The 22797-nt window shown below is 37.7% G+C and carries 35 protein-coding genes; 2 read left to right on the top strand and 33 right to left on the bottom strand.

Going from position 1 to position 22797, the window contains the following annotated elements; translation table 11 throughout:
• Window positions 1-45: 45 nt before the first annotated feature.
• The 31 genes from carA to recJ all read right to left on the bottom strand — a co-directional run bounded on the left by carA (window position 46) and on the right by recJ (window position 18692).
• Window positions 46-1146: a glutamine-hydrolyzing carbamoyl-phosphate synthase small subunit gene (carA, locus tag V7S79_RS05770; RefSeq protein WP_459489608.1), complete on the bottom strand. Its 1101-nt coding sequence runs from the start codon at window positions 1144-1146 to the stop codon at window positions 46-48.
• 99 nt (window positions 1147-1245) lie between these two features.
• The gene (gene rplQ / locus V7S79_RS05765; protein ID WP_459489607.1) at window positions 1246-1821 is read right to left on the bottom strand and encodes a 50S ribosomal protein L17; all 576 of its coding nucleotides are present in this window, start codon (window positions 1819-1821) and stop codon (window positions 1246-1248) included.
• A gap of 83 nt (window positions 1822-1904) precedes the next feature.
• Entirely contained in the window at window positions 1905-2894 is a 990-nt protein-coding gene (locus V7S79_RS05760) for a DNA-directed RNA polymerase subunit alpha (RefSeq protein ID WP_459489606.1), read from the bottom strand.
• Between the two features lie 81 nt (window positions 2895-2975).
• Window positions 2976-3581, bottom strand: coding sequence for a 30S ribosomal protein S4 (gene rpsD, locus V7S79_RS05755; RefSeq protein ID WP_459489605.1), 606 nt, complete (start codon window positions 3579-3581; stop codon window positions 2976-2978).
• Window positions 3582-3683: 102 nt separating this feature from the next.
• The gene (rpsK, locus tag V7S79_RS05750; protein WP_459489604.1) at window positions 3684-4079 is read right to left on the bottom strand and encodes a 30S ribosomal protein S11; all 396 of its coding nucleotides are present in this window, start codon (window positions 4077-4079) and stop codon (window positions 3684-3686) included.
• 45 nt (window positions 4080-4124) lie between these two features.
• Entirely contained in the window at window positions 4125-4502 is a 378-nt protein-coding gene (gene rpsM, locus V7S79_RS05745; protein ID WP_459489603.1) for a 30S ribosomal protein S13, read from the bottom strand.
• A 41-nt stretch (window positions 4503-4543) separates the two neighbouring features.
• Complete coding sequence (gene rpmJ / locus V7S79_RS05740; RefSeq protein WP_109324399.1) at window positions 4544-4660, bottom strand: 50S ribosomal protein L36; 117 nt, start codon at window positions 4658-4660, stop codon at window positions 4544-4546.
• A gap of 25 nt (window positions 4661-4685) precedes the next feature.
• Window positions 4686-4904: a translation initiation factor IF-1 gene (gene infA / locus V7S79_RS05735; RefSeq protein ID WP_092013982.1), complete on the bottom strand. Its 219-nt coding sequence runs from the start codon at window positions 4902-4904 to the stop codon at window positions 4686-4688.
• A gap of 8 nt (window positions 4905-4912) precedes the next feature.
• Window positions 4913-5719 carry a type I methionyl aminopeptidase gene (map, locus tag V7S79_RS05730; RefSeq protein WP_459489602.1) on the bottom strand — a complete coding sequence of 269 codons (807 nt, stop codon included), beginning with the start codon at window positions 5717-5719 and terminating at the stop codon, window positions 4913-4915.
• Window position 5720: 1 nt separating this feature from the next.
• On the bottom strand, window positions 5721-7040 hold the full coding sequence (secY, locus tag V7S79_RS05725; protein ID WP_459489601.1) for a preprotein translocase subunit SecY: 1320 nt from the start codon (window positions 7038-7040) through the stop codon (window positions 5721-5723).
• A 17-nt stretch (window positions 7041-7057) separates the two neighbouring features.
• Window positions 7058-7504 carry a 50S ribosomal protein L15 gene (rplO, locus tag V7S79_RS05720; protein ID WP_459489600.1) on the bottom strand — a complete coding sequence of 149 codons (447 nt, stop codon included), beginning with the start codon at window positions 7502-7504 and terminating at the stop codon, window positions 7058-7060.
• Window positions 7505-7550: 46 nt separating this feature from the next.
• Window positions 7551-7730, bottom strand: a complete 180-nt coding sequence (rpmD, locus tag V7S79_RS05715) for a 50S ribosomal protein L30 (RefSeq protein WP_205753085.1) — start codon at window positions 7728-7730, stop codon at window positions 7551-7553.
• Between the two features lie 35 nt (window positions 7731-7765).
• On the bottom strand, window positions 7766-8284 hold the full coding sequence (gene rpsE, locus V7S79_RS05710; RefSeq protein WP_459489599.1) for a 30S ribosomal protein S5: 519 nt from the start codon (window positions 8282-8284) through the stop codon (window positions 7766-7768).
• Between the two features lie 6 nt (window positions 8285-8290).
• Window positions 8291-8638: a 50S ribosomal protein L18 gene (gene rplR, locus V7S79_RS05705; RefSeq protein ID WP_459489598.1), complete on the bottom strand. Its 348-nt coding sequence runs from the start codon at window positions 8636-8638 to the stop codon at window positions 8291-8293.
• Window positions 8639-8682: 44 nt separating this feature from the next.
• Window positions 8683-9240, bottom strand: coding sequence for a 50S ribosomal protein L6 (rplF, locus tag V7S79_RS05700; RefSeq protein ID WP_459489597.1), 558 nt, complete (start codon window positions 9238-9240; stop codon window positions 8683-8685).
• A 58-nt stretch (window positions 9241-9298) separates the two neighbouring features.
• Entirely contained in the window at window positions 9299-9694 is a 396-nt protein-coding gene (gene rpsH / locus V7S79_RS05695) for a 30S ribosomal protein S8 (RefSeq protein WP_459489596.1), read from the bottom strand.
• A 75-nt stretch (window positions 9695-9769) separates the two neighbouring features.
• On the bottom strand, window positions 9770-10039 hold the full coding sequence (rpsN, locus tag V7S79_RS05690; protein ID WP_459489595.1) for a 30S ribosomal protein S14: 270 nt from the start codon (window positions 10037-10039) through the stop codon (window positions 9770-9772).
• 41 nt (window positions 10040-10080) lie between these two features.
• Window positions 10081-10635 carry a 50S ribosomal protein L5 gene (gene rplE / locus V7S79_RS05685; RefSeq protein WP_459489594.1) on the bottom strand — a complete coding sequence of 185 codons (555 nt, stop codon included), beginning with the start codon at window positions 10633-10635 and terminating at the stop codon, window positions 10081-10083.
• A 42-nt stretch (window positions 10636-10677) separates the two neighbouring features.
• On the bottom strand, window positions 10678-11013 hold the full coding sequence (gene rplX / locus V7S79_RS05680) for a 50S ribosomal protein L24 (protein ID WP_459489593.1): 336 nt from the start codon (window positions 11011-11013) through the stop codon (window positions 10678-10680).
• 48 nt (window positions 11014-11061) lie between these two features.
• Window positions 11062-11430: a 50S ribosomal protein L14 gene (rplN, locus tag V7S79_RS05675; protein ID WP_109324411.1), complete on the bottom strand. Its 369-nt coding sequence runs from the start codon at window positions 11428-11430 to the stop codon at window positions 11062-11064.
• A 46-nt stretch (window positions 11431-11476) separates the two neighbouring features.
• A complete protein-coding gene (rpsQ, locus tag V7S79_RS05670) occupies window positions 11477-11758 on the bottom strand; it encodes a 30S ribosomal protein S17 (RefSeq protein WP_459489592.1) in 282 nt (93 codons plus the stop codon).
• Between the two features lie 39 nt (window positions 11759-11797).
• The gene (gene rpmC / locus V7S79_RS05665) at window positions 11798-11989 is read right to left on the bottom strand and encodes a 50S ribosomal protein L29 (protein ID WP_459489591.1); all 192 of its coding nucleotides are present in this window, start codon (window positions 11987-11989) and stop codon (window positions 11798-11800) included.
• A 39-nt stretch (window positions 11990-12028) separates the two neighbouring features.
• Window positions 12029-12448, bottom strand: coding sequence for a 50S ribosomal protein L16 (gene rplP, locus V7S79_RS05660; RefSeq protein ID WP_459489590.1), 420 nt, complete (start codon window positions 12446-12448; stop codon window positions 12029-12031).
• Between the two features lie 43 nt (window positions 12449-12491).
• Window positions 12492-13313, bottom strand: a complete 822-nt coding sequence (rpsC, locus tag V7S79_RS05655) for a 30S ribosomal protein S3 (protein ID WP_459489589.1) — start codon at window positions 13311-13313, stop codon at window positions 12492-12494.
• Between the two features lie 23 nt (window positions 13314-13336).
• Window positions 13337-13714: a 50S ribosomal protein L22 gene (rplV, locus tag V7S79_RS05650; RefSeq protein ID WP_459489588.1), complete on the bottom strand. Its 378-nt coding sequence runs from the start codon at window positions 13712-13714 to the stop codon at window positions 13337-13339.
• 38 nt (window positions 13715-13752) lie between these two features.
• Complete coding sequence (gene rpsS / locus V7S79_RS05645; protein ID WP_459489587.1) at window positions 13753-14031, bottom strand: 30S ribosomal protein S19; 279 nt, start codon at window positions 14029-14031, stop codon at window positions 13753-13755.
• 3 nt (window positions 14032-14034) lie between these two features.
• Window positions 14035-14862 carry a 50S ribosomal protein L2 gene (gene rplB, locus V7S79_RS05640; protein WP_459489586.1) on the bottom strand — a complete coding sequence of 276 codons (828 nt, stop codon included), beginning with the start codon at window positions 14860-14862 and terminating at the stop codon, window positions 14035-14037.
• Window positions 14863-14907: 45 nt separating this feature from the next.
• A complete protein-coding gene (rplW, locus tag V7S79_RS05635; protein ID WP_459489585.1) occupies window positions 14908-15195 on the bottom strand; it encodes a 50S ribosomal protein L23 in 288 nt (95 codons plus the stop codon).
• A gap of 36 nt (window positions 15196-15231) precedes the next feature.
• Window positions 15232-15861 (bottom strand): 50S ribosomal protein L4, encoded by a 630-nt coding sequence (gene rplD, locus V7S79_RS05630; protein ID WP_459489584.1) that lies wholly within the window; start codon window positions 15859-15861, stop codon window positions 15232-15234.
• Between the two features lie 43 nt (window positions 15862-15904).
• Window positions 15905-16522, bottom strand: coding sequence for a 50S ribosomal protein L3 (gene rplC / locus V7S79_RS05625; protein ID WP_459489583.1), 618 nt, complete (start codon window positions 16520-16522; stop codon window positions 15905-15907).
• A gap of 427 nt (window positions 16523-16949) precedes the next feature.
• The gene (gene recJ / locus V7S79_RS05620; RefSeq protein ID WP_459489582.1) at window positions 16950-18692 is read right to left on the bottom strand and encodes a single-stranded-DNA-specific exonuclease RecJ; all 1743 of its coding nucleotides are present in this window, start codon (window positions 18690-18692) and stop codon (window positions 16950-16952) included.
• A gap of 152 nt (window positions 18693-18844) precedes the next feature.
• Between recJ and lptB the strand changes: the two genes are divergently transcribed.
• Together lptB and V7S79_RS05610 are read left to right on the top strand one after the other, a co-directional pair.
• Window positions 18845-19570, top strand: a complete 726-nt coding sequence (gene lptB / locus V7S79_RS05615; RefSeq protein ID WP_459489581.1) for an LPS export ABC transporter ATP-binding protein — start codon at window positions 18845-18847, stop codon at window positions 19568-19570.
• 6 nt (window positions 19571-19576) lie between these two features.
• A complete protein-coding gene (locus V7S79_RS05610) occupies window positions 19577-20692 on the top strand; it encodes a trans-sulfuration enzyme family protein (RefSeq protein ID WP_459489580.1) in 1116 nt (371 codons plus the stop codon).
• Window positions 20693-20725: 33 nt separating this feature from the next.
• Here V7S79_RS05610 and V7S79_RS05605 read toward each other — a convergent pair whose 3' ends face one another.
• Together V7S79_RS05605 and fbaA are read right to left on the bottom strand one after the other, a co-directional pair.
• Entirely contained in the window at window positions 20726-21442 is a 717-nt protein-coding gene (locus V7S79_RS05605; RefSeq protein WP_459489579.1) for a pirin family protein, read from the bottom strand.
• A 117-nt stretch (window positions 21443-21559) separates the two neighbouring features.
• Window positions 21560-22642: a class II fructose-bisphosphate aldolase gene (fbaA, locus tag V7S79_RS05600; protein WP_459489578.1), complete on the bottom strand. Its 1083-nt coding sequence runs from the start codon at window positions 22640-22642 to the stop codon at window positions 21560-21562.
• Between the last annotated feature and the right edge of the window lie 155 nt (window positions 22643-22797).

Raw genomic sequence — 22797 nt, 5'->3', positions numbered from 1 at the left:
AAGCCAAGAACGTGAAAGAACTTGGCTTTGATTGAAATGGATTAATTATCCTAATAGACCTACAAATTGGTCAAAAAGATATCGAGAATCGTGCGGTCCAGGACTAGCTTCTGGGTGATGTTGCACAGAGAAAGCTTTTTTACCTTTTACACGTAAACCCTCCACCGTGTTATCATTTAAATTAATGTGCGTTAATTCAGCAATCGATGAATTTTTCAATTCATCCATTTTAACAGCAAATCCATGATTTTGAGAAGTAATTTCAGACAAACCTGTCATTAAGTTTTTCACAGGGTGATTTAAACCTCTATGGCCGTTATGCATCTTGTAAGTTGTAAGTCCGCAAACCTGAGCCAAAATTTGGTGTCCTAAACAAATACCAAATACCGGTTTATCAGAGGCTAACATCTTTGTTACAGTTTCAATCGCATAAGACATAACCGATGGGTCACCAGGTCCATTAGAGACAAAAAAGCCCGTTGGATTCCAAGCGGCAATTTCATCAAATGAGGTTTTAGCTGGAAAAACCTTTAAATAACAATCACGATCTGTCAAGTTAGTCAAGATACTTTTCTTTACACCTAGATCTAATACAGCAACTTTATAGGCAGCAGATTCATCCCCTAAATAATAAGATTCCTGTGTACAAACTTGAGAAGAAAGCTCAAGTCCATCCATCGAAGGGATTTCATTTAATTTCTTGGTTAATTCTGCTTCGTCAAAAATTTCAGATGAGATCAAACAATTCATCACACCTTTGGTACGAATATGTCTTACTAAGGCTCTAGTATCAATTCCGGAAATACCTACAATACCAGCTTTTTCAAAGAATTCTTGCAAAGACTCATCGGCTGTTGCACGAGAATGAACGGAAGCGAATTCATTACAAACCATACCTGCAATTTGAACTTGATTAGATTCACTTTCCGAGGAAGAACTAACGCCATAATTACCGATATGGGAAGTTGTGTTAATGATAACTTGACCAGCATAAGAAGGATCTGTGTAAATCTCTTGGTAGCCTGTCATTCCAGTATTAAAACAAATTTCGCCACCATGCGTACCAATTTTCCCTAAGGCATTACCATGAAAAAGCGTTCCATCTTGTAAAAGCAGAACAGCAGGGCTTGATTCATTAATTTTCATAAAAATATGATAAAATAAACAGAAATTTTCTAAATTTTTATTCAAAAAAAGGGCTTCAACAAATAGTTGAAGCCCTTTAAAATAAGTAAAAGAGAGAAACTATGCCTCTTCTCCTTTATCTTCTTTCGGCTCCTCAGAAGCAGGCTCTTCAGCCGGCGTTTCTTCTACTACCTCAGCAGCTGGAGTTTCATCCACTACTTCAGCAGAAGGTGCTTCAGCTACAGGTGCAGCTTCAACAGTTTCTTCTTTTTTAGTTGTAGCACGACGACTTCTACGCGTTTTAGTTGCTTTTTCAGCAGCTGCAGCTAACATAGTTTCGTTGAAATCTACTAATTCGATGAAACAAACTTCAGCGTTATCACCTAGACGATTTCCTAATTTGATGATACGAGTGTATCCACCTGGACGATCTGCTACTTTTTCAGATACGATTCCGAACAATTCCTTGATGGCTTCTTTATTTTGTAAATAAGAGAAAACAACACGACGATTGTTTGTGTTATCAGTTTTTGATCTAGTAATCATTGGCTCAATGTATTTACGCAACTCTTTTGCTTTCGCAACAGTAGTTTCAATACGCTTGTGCAAGATTAAAGAAGATGCCATATTAGATAATAAGGCAGCTCTGTGTGAAGAAGTTCTTCCTAAATGATTGAATTTTTTTCCGTGTCTCATTGTGTTAATTCGTAAGTTAAAAGCCCTTGGGCTGCGGTTAATGTGACCCGAAGGTCACATCACCTATTACTTTTTTTAAAATATTAATCTTCGTCTAAACGATATTTTGAAACGTCCATTCCAAAAGTAAGTCCTTTTTCTTCGATTAGTTGTTCTAATTCAGTCAAAGATTTCTTACCAAAATTACGGAATTTCATCATATCTGAAATTTCTAATTTAGCTAATTCACCTAAAGTACGAACATCTGCAGATTTTAAGCAGTTGTAGGCACGAACAGATAAATCTAAGTCAGCTAAAGAAGTTTTCAATAATTTACGCATGTGTAATAACTCCTCATCAACGATATTATCTTCTTCAGCCTTTGGAGTTTCGAAAGTCATCGTTTGGTCAGAGAACAACATAAAGTGTTGAATTAAGATATAAGCCGCACCTTTCAATGCATCTTCTGGATGGATTGATCCGTCTGTCTCAATATCTAAAACTAATTTTTCATAATCAGTTTTTTGCTCAACACGCGTATTTTCGATGCTAAATTTAACATTCTTAATTGGAGTGTAAATTGCATCAATAGCGATATGTCCAATAGACAACTCGTTTGCACGAGGTTCGTCAGCAGGTACATAACCGCGACCTTTTTCAATAATCAATTCAACTTCTAATTCTTTAGAAGAATCCAAGTTACAGATTACTAAATCTGGATTTAAAACGGTAAAATAAGGAGTGAATTTTGCGATATCACCAGCTGTGAAAGCAGTTTGACCCTTAATTTTGATATTTACGCGATTATCTAAAATTTCTTGATTTTTCTTAAAACGAATTTTTTTAAGATTTAAGATAATTTCAGATACATCTTCGTGTACACCTTCAATAGCAGAAAACTCGTGTAGAACACCAGAGATCTTAACGCTTGTTATCGCATACCCTTCTAGTGAAGAAAGTAAAATTCTACGAAGTGCGTTACCAATGGTAACACCGTAGCCTTTTTCGAGTGGCTTGAACTCAAATAACCCGTGGAAGTCATCGGCCTTTTCCATTACAACTTTCTCGGGCATTTGGAATGCTAATATTGACATATTTCGTAGCTTAAAATGAACTTGAAAAAACGTTATAGGTACTCTTAATTATTAATAAAATATTAAATAACAGATTATTGATTACTTCGAATATAATTCGACGATAGCCTGCTCATTAAAATTCTCTGGAATTTGATCTCTTTCTGGGTAGGCAGAGAACTTACCAACTAATTCAACTCCGTCCCATTCTAACCAGTTGAAACGCTTTGGAGAGCGACCAGCTAAAGAGTTAGAAACAACTTCTAATGATTTAGATTTTTCACGAACACCAATTAATTGACCTGGACGTAAAGAGTAAGATGGCACATTTACAATTTCTCCATCCACATTAACGTGCTTGTGAATAACCAATTGACGAGCTGCGCGACGAGTAGGAGCGATTCCTAAACGATAAACCACGTTATCAAGACGTGCCTCACATAATTTCAACAAGTTCTCACCTGTAATACCTTCTTTAACAGCGGCTTTGTGAAACAAATTTTCGAATTGACGCTCTAATATACCATAAGTATATTTCACTTTTTGTTTTTCCTTTAATTGCAACGCGTATTCAGAAACTTTTGTACGTTTTCCTTTACCGTGCATTCCTGGAGCATAATTTTTACGAGCTAATGCTTTGCTCGGTCCTAGAATTGCTTCACCGAAACGACGTGCAATCTTGGATTTGGGACCTGTATATCTAGCCATTTTTTTAAAAGTCATTGAGCCTCTTATGCTCAATGAAGTAATTAATTAAGTGAAAAAATAATGCCGAGAAAATAATTACTAATTACTCAGCACAAAAAATTATTAAACGCGACGACGTTTTGGAGGACGACATCCATTGTGAGGCATTGGAGTAATATCTTTAATCAAAGATACTTCGATACCTGAGTTTTGGATAGTACGGATAGCCGACTCACGTCCAGCTCCTGGTCCTTTTACAAATACATCAGCTTTTTTCATTCCAGCTTCTACAGCTACAGCAGCACAGTTAGAAGCAGCCATTTGAGCTGCGTAAGGTGTGTTTTTCTTAGATCCACGGAAACCCATCTTTCCTGCTGAAGCCCAAGAAATCACTTGACCTGCTGAGTTGGTAATTGAAATGATAATGTTGTTAAATGAAGCCTTGATGTGTACTTGACCAACTGGTTCAACTACTACAACTCTTTTTTTGGCTTTATCTTTTCTTTTTGCTTGTGCCATTACTTTAGATAAATAAAACTATTATTTGGGCCTTAACCCGTATTATTATTTAGTTACTTTTTTCTTGTTAGCAACTGTTTTTCTACGACCTTTTCTCGTACGAGAATTGTTCTTAGTGCGTTGACCACGTACAGGTAAACCCTTACGATGGCGTAAACCACGGTAGCAACCAATGTCCATCAAACGCTTGATGTTCAACTGTACCTCTGATTTAAGCTGACCTTCTGTTTTGAATTCAGCAGCAATGATCGCACGGATAGCGCTAGCCTCCGTATCATTCCATTCACCAGCTTTCTTATCAAAAGAAATAGAAGCCTTGGTTAAAATCTTTTGAGCAGTGCTACGACCTATACCAAAAATATAAGTCAATGCAATTTCTCCTCTTTTTTTGTCGGGAATATCAACCCCTGCAATACGAGCCATATAGGTAATTAATTGTTGTTATTAATTATTTTAAATCAGAATTATCCTTGTCTTTGTTTGAACTTTGGATTCTTCTTGTTGATAACATAAAGCTTTCCGTGACGACGAATAACTTTGCATTCTGCACTTCGCTTTTTGATTGATGCTTTAACTTTCATATTTACTTTATTTATAAATCAAACCTTATTTATATCGATAAACAATTCTCGCCTTACTTAAATCATAAGGAGACATTTCTAATTTCACTTTATCACCAGGCAAAATTTTAATGTAATTCATACGCATCTTACCTGAAATATGCGCAATAACTTGATGCGTATTCTCTAATTCTACACGAAACATTGCGTTCGAAAGAGCTTCCAAAATAATTCCGTCTACTTCTATCGAGGACTGTTTAGCCATAATTTTATTTAAATGTTCAACAATATTGTTGAGGTTTTAATCACTTCTTCTATGTAAGAAAAGGTTGTCAAAATTTGAGCCTCATCTTTCCCTACTGCAACAGTGTGCTCAAAATGAGCAGAAGTTTTCTTATCCTTTGTACGGATTGTCCAACCATCTTTATCTACAGTAATCTGACGAACTCCTAAATTGATCATCGGCTCAATGGCTATAACCATCCCTTCTTTCAATTTCGGACCATCTCCTCTCCTTCCATAATTAGGTACCTCAGGACTTTCGTGTAAATTCTTACCGACACCGTGTCCTACCAATTCTCTCACTACACCGTATCCAAAAGATTCAGCATAAGTTTGAACAGCAGAACCAACATCTCCAATTCTTTTACCAAAATGAGCCTGTTTAACACCCAAATACAAGGACTCTTTCGTCCTTTGTAATAAATCTTTTACGCTTTGATCAACATCTCCAATCGCATACGTATATGCACTATCGGCATGAAAACCTTTTTTATAAACACCTGCGTCTATCGCAATGGTATCTCCTTCTTTCAATACTAAACTACCCGGTAAACCATGAACAACTACATCATTCACTGAAATACAAAGAGAATAAGCATACTTTTTATTCCCTACTTGGTAATTTAAAAACGAAGGATGAGCATGATTATCGCTAATAAACTCATACGCAATTTTATCTAGTTCAAGCGTAGTAACACCCGGTTTAATGGCCTTGGCTACTTCTGCATGACATCTACCTAAAATATCACCATTCTCTTTAATAATGGCTAACTCTTCAGGTGTTTTAAGATAAATCATATTATCGTGCAATAAGCTCCGAGCGACCTTTCACTCGACCCGACTGCATTAATCCTTCATATTTACGCATCAACAAATAACTTTCTATTTGTTGCAATGTATCTAATACTACCCCAACTAAAATCAATAAAGATGTTCCTCCGAAGAAAGAAGCAAATCCACGAGTGATACCAAATAAATTGGCAATAGCGGGAAGAATAGCAATCACAGAAAGCATTAATGCTCCTGGTAAAGTAATACGATCTAATACACTAGCAATAAATCCAGAAGTCTCCTCACCTGGTTTAACACCTGGCACGAAACCACCTCCACGCTTCATATCATCAGATATTTGAGTTGGATTGATTGAAATTGCTGTATAAAAGAAAGTAAAAACGATAATTAAGAAAGCAAATAACACATTGTACTGCCATGTAGTAAAATCGCCAAATGATTGAGCAACAGATTGTGCAAATTCACTTTTTTCAGCAAAAGATTGAGCAACCAAACCTGGAATAAACATCAAGGCTTGTGCAAAAATAATTGGCATAACACCTGAAGCATTCAACTTCAAAGGTATGTATTGACGCTCTCCACCAACTGCCATTTTACTTCCTACAACTTGCTTAGCATATTGAACAGGAATACGACGAACAGCTTGGGTAACCATCACAGCTCCCATGACAACAAAGAACAAAGCAATCACCTCAATGATGAATAATAAAGCTCCTGACATTCCACGTGAACTACCTTCTTGAATCAAAGCTGATGGGAAACGAGAAACGATACCAATCATAATTAACATAGAAATACCATTACCGATACCTTTGTCAGTAATCTTTTCACCTAACCACATACATAACATTGTACCACCTACTAAGATAGCAACACCATATAAACGGAAAAACCAAGGATCAACCAAAATTGCTTCTGCAGGAATAGTTACTTGTAAATAAGTGAAACCTTGTGCAGCAGTAACAAAAATCGTTAAGATACGAGTGATTTGATTCAATTTTTTACGTCCTGACTCACCATCCTTTTGCATTTTTTGAAAATAAGGCAAAGCGATAGTCAATAATTGGATAGCGATAGAAGCTGAAATGTAAGGCATAATACCTAGAGCAAACACCGAAGCATTACTCAAAGCACCTCCTGAAAACATATTCAACAAACCTAACAAACCACCATCACCTACTTGAGTCAATTTAGTAGCATCTACACCAGGTAATACTACATAAGAACCTAAACGAAAGAAGGCAATAAAAAGGAGCGTATTAAAAATACGTCCTCTTAATTCTTCGATCGAAAAGATATGCTTAAAAGTTGTGATTAACTTATTCATCTTTTGGCTTTCGGTTATTAATCTACAATAGCTTGACCACCCGCAGCTTCAATTGCAGCTTTAGCAGCTGAAGAGAAACCTTTGGCGTGTACTTCAATCGCTGAACTTATAGCTCCACGACTTAAGATTTTAACTAAATCAGATTTAGAAACTAAACCATTAGTATACAATACTTCAAAGTTAATCACCTTTGAACCAGTAGATTCAGCTAATGCTTGTAAAGTATCTAGATTAATCGCTTTGAATTCTACGCGATTGATATTTTTGAAACCAAATTTAGGAACACGACGTTGCAAAGGCATTTGACCACCTTCAAAACCACGCTTACGTGAATAACCTGAACGTGATTGAGCACCTTTATGACCACGAGCGGAAGTACCACCTAATCCAGATCCTTGACCACGACCAACTCTTTTTCTAGTTTTTACCGAGCCTTCTGCAGGCTTTAAAGAAGATAATTTCATATTCTTGGGGCTTAGCGCTGTCTCAAAGAGACAACTCGCAAATTAATTAAATATTTTCAACTACAATTAAGTGATTGACTGCACGAATCATTCCAGCGATAGCAGGATTTAATTCAACCTCAACACTTTTACGGATTTTACCTAATCCTAGCGCTTGAATAGTACGCTTTTGTACTTCTGGACGCTTAATTGCACTTTTAACCTGTGTAATTTTAACTTTAGACATTGTATGTTCTATTTTAGAGGCACGAGGCGCTCGGATTATCCATTAAATACTTTCGCTACTGAAATTCCGCGTTGGAATGCAACACTGTGTGGAGCTCTCATCTTAACCAAAGCATCGATAGTAGCTTTTACCACGTTGTGTGGGTTAGAAGATCCCTTAGACTTAGCTAAGACATCATGCACACCTGCTGATTCTAAGACAGCACGCATCGCACCACCGGCGATCAATCCTGTACCTGGAGCAGCTGGTTTGATTAAAACGAAACCGCCAGAGAATTTTCCTAATTGCTCATGAGGAACAGTGTTCTTCAATAAAGGAATTTGGAATAAATTTTTCTTAGCGTCTTCGATACCTTTAGTAATAGCATCCGTAACCTCATTAGCTTTTCCTAAACCGAATCCTACGATTCCTTTTCCATCTCCTACCACTACGATAGCAGAGAAACTAAAACGGCGACCACCTTTTACCACTTTGGCAACACGATTGATAGCTACCACTTTCTCCTTCAATTCTCCCTCGTTAACCTTAATTGGTTTTGCTTGTAAATGCGACATATCTTATTAAAATTGTAAGCCACCCTCGCGAGCGCCTTCAGCTAATGATTTAATTCTTCCGTGATATAAATAACCGTTACGATCGAATACTACTTTCGTAATTCCTGCAGCTTTTGCCTTGTCAGCAATCGCTAAACCTACTTTCTTAGATGCTTCTACATTATTGTTAACTTTTCCATTAACAAATGAAGTCGCTGAAAATAAAGTCTTTCCAGATAAGTCATCCACAATCTGTGCATACATTGCACTGTTTGAACGATAAACAGTCAAACGAGGACGTTCAGCTGTTCCTGCTATTTTCGCACGAATCGCACGTTTAATGCGGGTTCTACGTAAATCTTTTCTTGTTGCCATTGTTATTAACTTGTTTTTGTGGATTTCCGGCCCACATTTAAAATTTATTTCTTACCACCAGCTTTACCAGCCTTACGACGAACTTGCTCACCCACAAAACGAACACCTTTACCTTTGTATGGTTCAACTGGACGTAATGATTTGATTTTAGCTGCCACTTGACCGATCAACTGTTTGTCGATTCCTTCTAAAATAACCATTGGATTCTTACCTTTTTCCATCGCCGTTACTACCTTAATTTCAGCAGGAACAGACATGAAAATAGCGTGAGAAAATCCTAAGCTTAATTCTAAAATATTACCTTGATTAGCTGCTTTGTAACCAACCCCGATAATTTCTAAATCTTTCTTAAAACCTTCACTAACACCAACAACCATGTTGTTGATCAATGAACGATATAAACCGTGCATTGCTTTGTGACGTTTTTGCTCTGTTGGACGCTTAACAGTTAATACATTATCTTCAATCACAACTTCGATATCAATATCGATTTGTTGAGATAAAGTACCTTTAGGTCCTTTTACAGTTACTAAATTACCAGCATTAACTTCTACTGAAACACCAGCAGGTAAAGTGATAATCTTATTTCCTATTCTAGACATTTACTTTAATTTATAGCTTAAATTACGAGCCTAAACTCCTTTCAGCGTGAAACATTTATTAATATACGTAGCACAATACCTCACCACCTACGTGTAAAGTACGAGCTTCTTTATCTGTAATAACTCCCTTAGAAGTAGATAAAATTGCAATACCTAAACCATTCAATACACGAGGTAATTCCTCTGCACCGTTGTATTTACGTAAACCAGGTTTAGAAATACGGGTTAAGTTTACAATTGCAGGTTGCTTAGTAACTGCATTATATTTCAAAGCTATCTTGATTGTTCCTTGTACAGAAGAATCGTCAAACTTATAATTAGAAATATAACCTTTATCAAAAAGAACCTTAGTAATCTCCTTTTTAATATTAGAAGCAGGGATTTCAACTACCCTATGGCGCGCTTTCAGCGCATTTCTCAATCGGGTTAAATAATCTGCTATAGGATCTGTCATTGTCTTTAAATTTGCCGCAAGCTTTTAATTGGGCCTGCAAAATTACAAAAATGAATTTAATTAATCAAATTTTTATTACCAGCTTGATTTAGTCACACCTGGAATCAAACCGTTCGAAGCCATTTCACGGAAAGTAACACGGCTGATGCCGAATTTACGCATATATCCACGAGGACGACCTGTTAATTTACAACGGTTGTGTAAACGTACTGGAGAAGCATTCTTAGGAAGCTTATCTAAACCAGCATAATCGCCGGCTGCTTTTAAAATCGCTCTTTTAGCTGCATACTTCGCAACAGCAGCTTCGCGTTTTCTTTCTCTTGCTTTTACTGACTCTTTAGCCATATTGTAAAAAATTTAAATGTTGTAAACAGCCTGTTGGCTAATTATTTTTTGATATTTGAAAAAGGCATTCCAACTGCAGCTAACAAAGCATAAGCCTCTTCATCCGTAGATGCTGTAGTTACAAAAGTAATGTCCATACCTGAAATCTTAGATACTTTATCAATTGAAATCTCAGGGAAAATGATTTGCTCTTTAATACCTAAAGTATAGTTACCACGGCCATCAAATCCTTTTTCAGAGATACCTTTAAAGTCACGAACACGAGCCAAAGAAACCGTAGTTAAACGATCTAAAAACTCATACATACGATCTCCTCTTAAAGTTACTTTCACACCAATTGGCATATTTTCACGTAATTTAAAGTTAGAGATAGCTTTCTTTGAAATGGTAGCAACTGCTTTTTGACCAGCAATTTGCGTAATTTCTTCTACAGCCACATCTACTAATTTTTTATCAGATACTGCTGCTCCAACCCCTTTATTGATTACGATTTTAGTAATCTTAGGTACTTGCATTACGGACTTGTACTGAAACTTTTCTTTCAAGCTTGGTACAACCTCCTTAACAAAACGTTCTTTTAATCTAGGTACTGCCATTTTTATATTTTGTGGATTTCCGACCCACGCGTTAAGTTCAATTTATGAAATAAATTTTCCGGTAACTTTTGAATAACGTTGAAGTTTACCTTTCTCGTTCAACTTACGTCCAGTACGAACAGGCTTTCCATTTTCTACTACCATTAAGTTGGAGATATGAATAGATCCTTCACGTTTCTCAATTCCACCTTGAGGATTACTTGCAGAAGGCTTAACGTGCTTAGTTTGCAAATTAGCTCCTTCTACGATTGCACGAGATTTCTCAACAATAACTTCTTTGATAACACCAGATTTGCCTTTCGCATTTCCAGCAATCACCATAACAGTATCACCTTTTTTAATGTGCAATTTAGTTTGCTTACTTGTATTCTTTTCCATTGTTTGATTCTTTCTATTGGAATTCCAATATGTTTGATTCTCAGCTTATTATAAAACTTCAGGGGCTAAAGAAACAATTTTCATAAAGCCTGCCTCACGTAATTCACGTGCAACGGGTCCAAAAATACGAGTTCCTCTTGGCTCATCATTTGCGTTTAACAATACCGCAGCATTGTCTTCGAAACGAATATATGTTCCATCTTTACGACGAATTTCTTTTTTAGTACGAACAACTACTGCTCTTGAAACTGTACCCTTCTTCATACTAGAAGATGAAAGCGCCGATTTAACAGAAACTACTATTTTGTCTCCTACAGAAGCATATCTTTTTCCAGTACCGCCTAAAACACGAATGACTAAAACTTCTTTTGCTCCAGAATTATCCGCTACACCCAATCTTGATTCTTGCTGTAACATTATCTTTGATCTTTAAAATTTAAATATTTGAATAACAAGAGGTAGATTATTTCGCTTTTGCGATAATTTCTACTAATCTCCAACGCTTATTTTTAGAAAGAGGACGGGTTTCCATCACTTTCACTGTATCACCTATTCCGCACTCATTCTTTTCATCGTGAGCCATCAATTTGGTAGTCTTCTGTACGAACTTTCCGTACAAGGGGTGTTTCACTTTACGATCCACAGTTAATGTGATAGACTTATCCATCTTATCACTAACCACCTTCCCAATCCTTACTTTTCTTAGATTTCTTTCCATGGTTGGACTTGTTAAACAATTGACCATTAGCTAATTTGAAATGGTCTATTAAAAATTAATAATTAATTAAGCTTTTGATTGTGCCGTTAAAGCTGTCTCTAAACGAGCAATCAATCTACGAGTTTGACGAATTCTCATCGGATTCTCAATAGGTGAAATGGCGTGAGCCAAATTCAAACGATCAAGTGTTTCCTTTTCAGCGGCGATTTGCTTCGCTAATTCTTCTACTCCTAATTTATTTATTTCTGCGTTTTTCATAACAATGCTATTTGTTAAGTTATAAACAAAGGTTTACAACTATTCTGTATAATCTCTACGTACAACAAACTTTGTACGCATAGGCAATTTTTGTGCCGCTAAACGTAATGCCTCTTGAGCAATAGCTAAAGGTACACCTGATGATTCGAACAAAATAGTACCTGGGCGAACATTGGCTACCCAATATTCTGGAGCTCCCTTACCCTTACCCATACGAACCTCTGCAGGTTTCTTTGTAATAGGTTTGTCAGGAAAAACACGAATCCAAACTTGACCTTCACGTTTCATCGCACGAGTCACAGAAATACGAGCTGCTTCTATTTGACGAGCAGTTATACGACCTGGCTCCAAAGATTTAATAGCGAATGATCCAAAATCAATTTCGTGACCACGGGTTGCAAGACCCCTAACGCGACCTTTCTGTTGCTTACGAAACTTGGTTCTTTTAGGTTGTAACATCTTATTATAAGTCTAATGTCTTTTACAATTAATTAATAGCGAATTAACGCTTTCCTCCTCTTCCTCCACGAGCACCGCCTGCAGCACCTGCTTTGTTACGATCTCCACCTTGATCACCACCACGAGAGCGGCCACCACGACGGTCATCATCACGTCCACCACGGCCTCCACGATCTCCCGAACGAGTATCAGCTGAAGTTGACTGTAAACCCATGTTAGCATTCGGAGACAAATCACGCTTTCCAAAAACTTCTCCACGGAAAACCCATACCTTGATACCGATTTTACCATATACTGTTAAAGCTTCAGAGATTGCGTAATCAACATCTGCACGTAATGTATGCAAAGGTATACGACCTTCTTTGTATCCTTCAGAACGTGCCATTTCAGCACCTCCTAAACGACCTGATAATTTTAATTTGATTCCTTGAGCACCTACACGCATTGCAGAAGCAATAGCTTGTTTCATTGCACGACGGAAAGAGATACGAGCTTGTAATTGTTGAGCAATCGCCTCACCGATTAATTTAGCATCAATCTCAGGACGCTTAATTTCAAAAATGTTAATTTGAACATCTTTGCCAGTGATCGCTTTTAATTCCTCTTTCAATTTATCTACCTCAGCACCTTGCTTACCGATAACTACACCTGCACGAGCTGTATTGATCGTTAAAGTTATGCGCTTAAGAGTACGCTCAATAATAACTTTAGAGATAGATCCTTTAGGAATACGAGCAGCTACATACTTTCTGATCTTTTCGTCTTCTACCAACTTATCCGCGAAAGTCTTACCACCGTACCAGTTAGAATCCCAACCTCTTACGATACCTAATCTTAATCCAACGGGGTTAATTTTTTGTCCCATTTCTTATTTTATCTAATAGTTAATTATTCTGCTGAACTTGTTTCTTCTAAAGCAGGAGCTGCCGAAGAAGCTACTACTAAAGTGATGTGATTTGAACGCTTCAAAATGCGATGTCCTCTACCTTGAGGTGCTGGACGTAAGCGCTTGATTGAAGATCCACCGTCAACGAAAATCGTCTTGATGAACAAATCAGCCTCTTCGATACTTGCACCCTCGTGCTTATTTTGCCAGTTAGAAACCGCTGAGAGTAATAATTTCTCAATCGACTTCGCCCCTACCTTTGGCTCAAACTTCAAAATACCCAATGCTTTGGATACTTTTTGTCCACGTACCATATCCGCTACTATTCGCATCTTCTGAGGCGAGGTAGGAACATTTCTTAATTTAGCTACTGCTTCCATTTGAATATCTGATTACGCTGACCCGTAGGCCATTATCTTTACTTTTTACCTTTGTCTTTTTTCGCAATGTGACCACGGAAATTACGTGTCGGCGAAAACTCTCCTAATTTGTGACCTACCATGTTTTCAGTAACATATACAGGAATAAATTTATTTCCATTATGTACTGCGAACGTGTGACCAACGAAATCTGGAGAAATCATTGAACGTCTAGACCAAGTTTTGATAACCGACTTCTTGCCAGCATCATTCATTGTTTGAACCTTGTTATCAAGGCGGTAATCAATGTAAGGACCTTTTTTTAGTGAACGTGCCATCTACTATTTTTTTCTTCTACTGATGATAAGACGATTAGTGTGTTTCTTTGGATTACGAGTTTTCTTACCCTTAGCCAATAAACCGGTACGAGAACGAGGGTGACCTCCTGATGAACGACCCTCACCACCACCCATAGGGTGATCAACTGGGTTCATAACAACACCACGAACACGAGGACGACGACCTAACCAACGGTGACGACCCGCTTTACCCAAATTCACGTTCATGTGATCTGCATTAGATACAGTTCCAACCGTTGCTAAACAACGTGCCAAAACCATACGCATCTCACCTGAAGGCAACTTTAACGTTGCATATTTTCCATCACGTGCTAATAATTGAGCATACGTTCCAGCTGAACGAGCCATCTCAGCTCCCTTACCTGGTTGTAACTCAATTGCGTGAACAATTGTACCTAATGGTATGTTAGACAATGGAATCGTATTACCAATTTCTGGTGCCACTGAAGTTCCTGAAATAACTGTTTGTCCAACCTGAATTCCTTGCGGTGCAAGAATATAAGATTTTTCGCCATCTGCATATTCAATCAATGCAATACGAGATGTACGATTTGGATCATACTCCACAGTTAATACTGTAGCTGGTACATCAAACTTAGAACGTGTAAAATCAATCACACGGTAACGACGCTTGTGTCCACCACCAATGTATCGCATCGAGCGACGACCATCAGCATTTCTACCTCCTGTACGCTTAATAGGCTCCAATAAGGGCTTATACGGTTTGTCCGTAGTTATCTCCTCAAACGTTGGCGCGATGCGCTGACGTTGGCCTGGGGTAGTTGGTTTTAATTTTTTAATTGCTGCCATTTATTTAGTTCAATTTATCGGGATGAACCCCCTTAATTAATTTAATTAAATTCCTTGGTAGAAGTCAATCACTTCTCCCGCTGCTACCGTAACAATCGCCTTTTTGTAAGTTGATGTACGACCTGAAGTTATTTTAGTACGAGTACTTTTGGATTTCTTCTTTCCAATTTGACGCATAGTCGTAACAGCTGTTACTTCTACTCCGTACATTTTTTTCACTTCTTTGGCAATCTCAATCTTGTTAGCAGTCAACTCAACTACGAACACATACTTGCCTTTTTCTTGCATGGCTTGCGACTTTTCAGTCAAGGCCGGACGTTTAATAATGCCCATTGATATTTCGTTTATAACAGAACTCCGTTCTGAAAATTATTTACTAAAAGATGACTCAATTTTTTGAATAGCCTCCGCTGTGATCAACAACTTAGAAGCATTTACCAAATCGTAAGTATTTACGTCAGCTGCAGTAGATACTTTAGCCTTTGGAATATTACGTCCTGATAATACTACGTTTTTGTCAACATCTGGAGTAATCAACAATGTCTTTGTGTTATCCAATGAAAACGCCTTCAACATAGTTAAATACGCTTTAGTCTTTGGTGCATCAAATGACACAGATTCTAAAATCGCAATATCTCCACTTTGAGCCTTCGCAGCTAATGCTGATTGACGTGCCAAAGATTTAACTTTCTTATTCAATTTGAAGTGATAATCACGTGGACGAGGTCCAAAAATACGTCCACCACCTTTGAATAATGGAGACTTCATTGAACCCGCACGAGCACCACCCGTACCTTTTTGTTTCTTCAACTTACGCGTTGAACGAGCTACCTCAGCACGCTCCTTCGCCTTGTGTGTTCCTTGACGTTGGTTAGCTAAATATTGCTTCACATCTAAGTAAACCACATGCTCGTTAGGAACGATTCCAAAGATCTCATCTGAAAGTGTTACTTTCTTTCCGGTATCTTTTCCTGCTATGTTATATACTGATAATTCCATACTTCAGAATGTCTATAGAGAAAGGCTCAGCCTTTCATGAATTTTAATTTTCAATAATTATGTAAGAGTTCTTTGCTCCTGGAACTGATCCTGAAACAACCAACAAGTTCTTCTCTGGATATACCTTCAAAACTTCAAGGTTTTGAACCTTAACACGATTACCTCCTGTACGACCTGCCATACGCAAACCTTTGAATACACGAGATGGGAATGAACAAGCTCCAATAGAACCTGGGTGACGACCTCTATTGTGCTGACCGTGTGTTTGACCACCAACTCCAGCAAATCCGTGACGCTTCACTACCCCTTGAAAACCTTTTCCTTTAGAAGTTCCAACCGCATCAATGAACGTTCCAACTTCTAACATCTCTACTGTAAGAACATCCCCTAAATTCAATGGTTGCTCGAATGTACGAAACTCAACCAATTTCTTCTTTGGAGTTGTATTTGCTTTCTTGAAATGTCCCAACAATGATTTTGTTGTGTGCTTTTCTTTTTTCTCACCGTATCCGATTTGAACAGCTGTATAGCCATCCGATTCTACGGTTTTCACTTGCGTTACTACACAAGGGCCGGCCTCAATCAGCGTACATGCAACGGATCTACCGTCTTCCATGTATAGGCTGGTCATTCCGATTTTTTTACCAATAATTCCAGACATAAAATATTTTTGTTTAAAAAATTATGCTTACAAGGCTACCGTGGCTTGTTGTAAGACTTCTATTCAAAATCATTTAACAATGATATAGGAATCAATAAAAGGCAGATTGGCGTAAAGCTGACAAGATGAGAGCGCTGTGGATAACAGCGAAAGACACCTTGTGTAGCTTAATACTAAATCAATGGGCTGGGCATTCAACACTCATTAACCAATACCAGTTCTGACACAAAAATTAAGCTTACCTTAATTTAAAACCTCTAAACACGCATTGTTTTGTTCTTTAATCTTATTCGAGAAGTTCTGCCAACCTCTTTCTGAATGAAAAACTGCGTTTGTCTAACGGGAGTGCAAAGGTAAGAAGATAAATTAAAAATACAATAGATGAATTAAAAATATTTTTTGAAATGAATTATAAATCAGCGATTTGCTACTCAGAATCCTTAAAATCCAATACCCGTAACTGCAAGGTTCGATTACCCCTGAACTCATTTACATCCAAATGAAATAATACCTGAATAGGCTTATATTGCTCATAAGCCTGCAATAATCCCTCATAAAAATCTTTCCGCATCCCAAAAGCCACGGCCTCCACCGTTGCTCCTGCTTGAGAATCACTTAGCCAAAGCTTTAAATGATCTTCTTTCATAATTTGAGGACGATCTCTGACAAATACTTGAGAACTAACAAAATAAGGCAACATATTACCCGGGCCATATGGCGACAATCGAACCAATAAATTATCATAAAAAGATAAAGTCAATGCCGATAGTGGCAAAACTAAATCTACTTTTAATTCCGCACGATTCACTTGAGAACCCAAACCTTCGACCACCAAGGATTCAAACCGCTCGATAAACGCTGGCAAATTTTCATGCTTTAAATGCAAACCAGCCGCATGCGTATGCCCACCAAACTGTTCCAGCAAATCAACGCACTGCTCCAAGGCATGATGAATATCAAAACCTTTGACTGACCTTGCAGACCCAACTACCTGCCCATTCGACTCAGTTAATATAATTGTAGGTCGATAAAATTGCTCCTGAATTTTACTGGCTACAATTCCTACCACTCCTTTATGCCACGCTGGATAAAACAAGACTGAGCTTTTCGCCGTTTTTAAAAAAGTATTGGTTTCAAACATCTCCAAGGCCTGCCCCACAATCTCCTTCTCCACCGCTTTCCTTTCTATATTTTGCTGGATAACTGCTTCAGCCATCATTCTTGCCTCCTCAAAATCGGAACTCAACAGTAATTTTACTGCACCGTGCGCATGCTCCATCCTTCCCGCTGCATTAATGATAGGGGAAATAGAAAACACCACATCCGTAATTTGAATGGGCGCCTTTTTCCCCGCTTTTTGTAGCAAATAACCTAAGCCAGGTGCAGGATCTTCCCCCAACTTTTTCAAACCAAAATAAGCAAGTGTTCGATTCTCTCCAGTGATTGGAACCATATCCGCTGCAATGCTGCAAGCCAATAAGTCCAATTTATCCCAAATGGGCTCAAAATCTAAATCGTGCGATTGAGCCAAGGCACAAATTAACTTAAATCCGACCCCACATCCAGTCAATTCTTTAAATGGATATGGACAATCAGCTCGTTTGGGATCTAAAACCGCATAAGCTTCCGGCAAACTCGAATCAGGCAAATGGTGGTCGCAGATAATAAAATCAATTCCATGTTCATTGCACCAATCCACTTTGGCATGCGCTTTTACTCCGCAATCCAAAGAAATAATCAAACTATAATCATTATCCAAGGCATATTGCACACCTGCTTGTGACACCCCATATCCTTCCGTATATCTATCTGGTATATAATAGTCACAATCCGCCCCTAACATTTCTGTTAAATAACTATACATCAAGGCCACGGATGTTGTTCCGTCTACATCATAATCTCCATAAATCAAGATTTTTTCCCCATCTTCCAACGCCCTACTTAATCTTTCAACTGCCTTATCCATGTCTTTCATCAAAAATGGATCATGCAACTGATTGAAGTCTGGAACCATAAAGGCCCTCGCTTCTTCAAATGTTTTTATCCCCCTTGAAACTAACAATTGTAAAAAATATGGATTTTTCATCGTCTTTAATTGCTCAGCGAGTGACTCCACTTCTTTGGGGTTCGCTTCAGGAATGAAAGACCAGTTCTTTTTGGGAATTAACATGTATTTGAGATTTTGAACAAAAATACGATATCCAATTTGAAACAAATAATGCGTTCACAAGATTATCGACAAGTTGATAATGTTTTTGTCACCTTATTTAAAATCACTAAAGGAATCATATAGTTCGCTTAAATTCTTTATTTTTGCCTGCTATGATTTTACGTACAGAGAATTTAGTTAAAAAATACGGACCAAGACTCGTTAATGATCACATTAGCTACCAAGTAGCTCAAGGTGAAATTGTTGGCTTATTGGGGCCTAATGGTGCTGGTAAAACGACCTCCTTTTACATTGCTACGGGTTTAGTAAAACCCAATGAAGGCAAAGTGTTTTTGGATGATTTAGATGTAACAAGCCTACCAATGTATAAAAGAGCAAGGCTAGGCGTAGGTTATTTAGCTCAAGAAGCATCTGTTTTCAGAACTTTGACAGTAGAGGAAAATATATTAGCGGTTTTGGAATTAACCGAAATGTCTAGGGCAGACCAATTGGCGAAAACAGAAAGCTTATTAGAAGAATTTTCTTTGACCCATGTTCGTAAAAGTCTTGGCCAAGTCCTTTCAGGAGGGGAAAGACGTAGAACTGAAATTGCTAGGGCATTAGCGGTGGACCCTAAATTCATCTTATTAGATGAGCCATTTGCGGGGGTAGATCCGATTGCCGTAGAAGAAATACAATCCATCGTTGCAAAATTAAAATACCGTAATATTGGTATATTAATCACAGATCATAATGTGGATGAAACCTTATCCATTTGCGATAGGGCTTATTTACTTTTTGAAGGAAAAATATTAAAAGCAGGAACACCCAAAGACCTTGCTGATGACGAACAAGTTCGACGTTTATATTTAGGAAAGAATTTTAAACTTAGAGAATAACCTTTTATGAGAAAGGAAACTTTAGCCATCCATTCAACTAATTTGGAAGATAAAACTGCCGCATCCATTGCGAGTCCGATTTTCCTTAGTACTACCTTTGAAAGAAGTGAGGATGGGACTTACCCTTTGGGACACATGTATTCTCGAAACTCAAATCCCAATAGAGATAGCTTAGAAAAAGGTTTAGCTGTATTAGAAGGAGGAGAAGGTAGCTTGGCTTTTAGTTCAGGTTTGGCTGCGGTGAATGCTGTTTTTCAATGTTTATCAAGCGGAGACCATATATTAATGCCGGAAGTGGGTTATTATGCTAGTTACAAATTAGCCGAAGAAATCCTTGGTCCTTGGGGTTTAGAAGTATCTCAAACTAATATGTGCGATTTAGCCGCCATTGAAGCAGGCATTCAAAATAATACGAAATTAATCTGGTTGGAATCACCAGCCAATCCGCAATTGACTTTGACCGATATCGAAGCGGTTTGTCAATTGGCGCATTCAAAAGGAATCAAAGTAGCCGTGGATAATACCTTGGCCTCTCCTATTTTCCAAAATCCCATCGCCATGGGTGCCGATTTTGTCATGCATGCCACAACTAAATACATAGGAGGGCATTCGGATGTGTTGGGCGGAGCCATTGTATACAAAAAAGAAGATGAATGGTCTGCAAGAATGAGAAGAGTACAAATTTTAATGGGCTCCACTCCGAACCCAATGGATTGCTACTTACTTTCTAGAGGATTAAAGACTTTGAACGTACGAATGAAACAGCATGCTGAAAATGCATTGGAACTAGCTAAAAGATTAGAAAATCATCCTAAAGTAGAAGCTGTTCATTATCCAGGTTTACCATCTAATCCACAATATGCCTTAGCCATCAAGCAAATGCCTTTGGGCCAAAGTGGAATGATCGCTGTTCAAATGAAAATGACAGAAGCTGAAACTCAATTATTAGCTTCAAAATTGGGCATTTTTAAACAAGCTACTAGTTTAGGAGGTGTTGAAAGTTTGGTAGAACACAGGAAATCCATTGAAGGGCCTCATTCTAAAACACCCGGAAATCTTTTACGCCTATCTGTCGGTTTAGAACATATTGATGACTTATGGGAAGCTTGGAAAAACATTTAAATGGCTTTCCAAGCTTCCTTATATATCTTTTGACTACCAAACCATAGGCACTTCAATCAACAAAACCTGAGAATCTTCATTCGCTTGAATACTGATTGAGCCAGTTTCGGAAATACCGATAGCATCTCTTCTGCCCAATTTTTGATCTGCAACTGTGATTTCTCCCTCAATAACCATCATGAACACACCTTGTTTTTCACCATGTAAATCATAGCTCAAACTTTTATCGCTATCTAAGTGTGTTATGTTAAAATAAGTATCTTGGTTAACTTGTAAAGAATCTATATCCGTTCCAAGTGGAGAAACAATAGTTTTCCATTGATTTGTAAAATCGCTAGGTAAATAGGATTTCTGATCATAACGCGGTTGGATGTCTTTCAACTTTGGCATAATCCAAACTTGAAAAAGCTGTAAAGCTTCTGTATGGCTAGCATTTTTTTCAGAGTGGAAAATACCAGAACCTGCCGACATGATTTGCACATCACCTGCTTGAACAATGCCTTTCATCCCTGTTGAATCTTCATGTGCTACTGCACCTTTCAATGGAATGGTAACAATTTCCATGTTATCATGCGGGTGTTTTCCAAAACCCATTCCACCTTCAATATAATCATCATTTAGAACACGCAATGCTCCAAAATGAATTCTTGCTGGATTATAATAATTGGAAAAACTAAAACTATAAGTGGCTTTCAACCAACCATAATCAGCTGTACCACGGGAATTTGCAGGATGTAATTCAGTTTTCATTTTGATGAATTGTTAAAGAAATAAAACAGAATAACTCTTTTTTTTGTTCCAAAGATTTTAACAAAAAAAAGAGGATAAGCTAAGCCTATCCTCTTTATTAGAATCAAAAGAAACTAATTATAAATATTGATTAGCATTGTTTGCGTTCAAATCTTCGAAAGCAACTTTCAAACGACTAACTAAAGCTTCTTCACCTTTACGTAACCAAACGCGTGGGTCATAATATTTTTTGTTAGGAGCATCGTCACCAGTTGGGTTTCCGATTTGTCCTTGTAAATAAGCCTCATTTGTTTTGTAGAAATCTAAAATACCTTCCCAGAAAGCCCATTGGGTATCTGTATCGATATTCATTTTGATAGCTCCATAAGACAATGCCTCACGAATTTCTTCACGAGAAGAACCTGAACCACCATGGAATACAAAGTTGATTGGCTTTTCTGCAGTTAAGCTATATTTATTACGAATAAACTCTTGAGAGTTTTTCAAAATTACGGGTTGTAATTTCACGTTACCAGGCTTGTAAACACCGTGAACATTTCCGAATGCCGCAGCAATCGTAAAACGGTGAGAAATTTTGCTTAATACTTCATACGCATAAGCAACTTCTTCTGGTTGAGTGTACAATTTAGATGAATCAACGTCTGAGTTATCTACACCATCTTCTTCACCACCAGTAACTCCTAATTCGATTTCTAAAGTCATGCCCATTTTAGACATACGCTCTAAATATTTTGCACAGATTTCTAAGTTTTCTTCCAAAGGCTCTTCAGACAAATCGATCATGTGAGACGAGAACAAAGGTTGACCTGTTTCTGCAAAGAATTTTTCACCCGCATCCAATAAACCATCGATCCAAGGTAATAATTTCTTCGCGCAGTGATCAGTATGCAAAACCACTTGAACACCGTAAGCCTTAGCCAGTTGGTGAACGTGATGTGCTCCAGAAATTGAACCAGCGATAGCTGCAGCTTGATTTTCGTTTGATAATGTCTTTCCAGCGTAAAAAACTCCACCTCCATTAGAGAATTGAATGATAACTGGCGAATTAACAGCTTTTGCAGCTTCTAACACAGCATTCACTGTATTTGTACCTGTCACATTAACAGCAGGTAGAGCAAATTGGTTTTTCTTAGCGATTTCAAATAATTCTTGAACAGCATCACCATGCAAAACTCCTTTTTGGTTGGATAAACTTGACATAATTAATTTTTTTCTTTGGAAATAAATAAAAAGTACTGATTTACAATAATATAAAGCGCAAAAATACAAATTTTTGGCAAATAGACGGTTAATTTCTAAGAAATATACAATTTTTTGATCAAAATTCTTTCCATTTGCCTTTACAAGCCTAAATT

The sequence above is a fragment of the Aquirufa sp. ROCK-SH2 genome (assembly GCF_054558315.1).
This window is presented reverse-complemented; position numbering and strand designations above follow the sequence as displayed.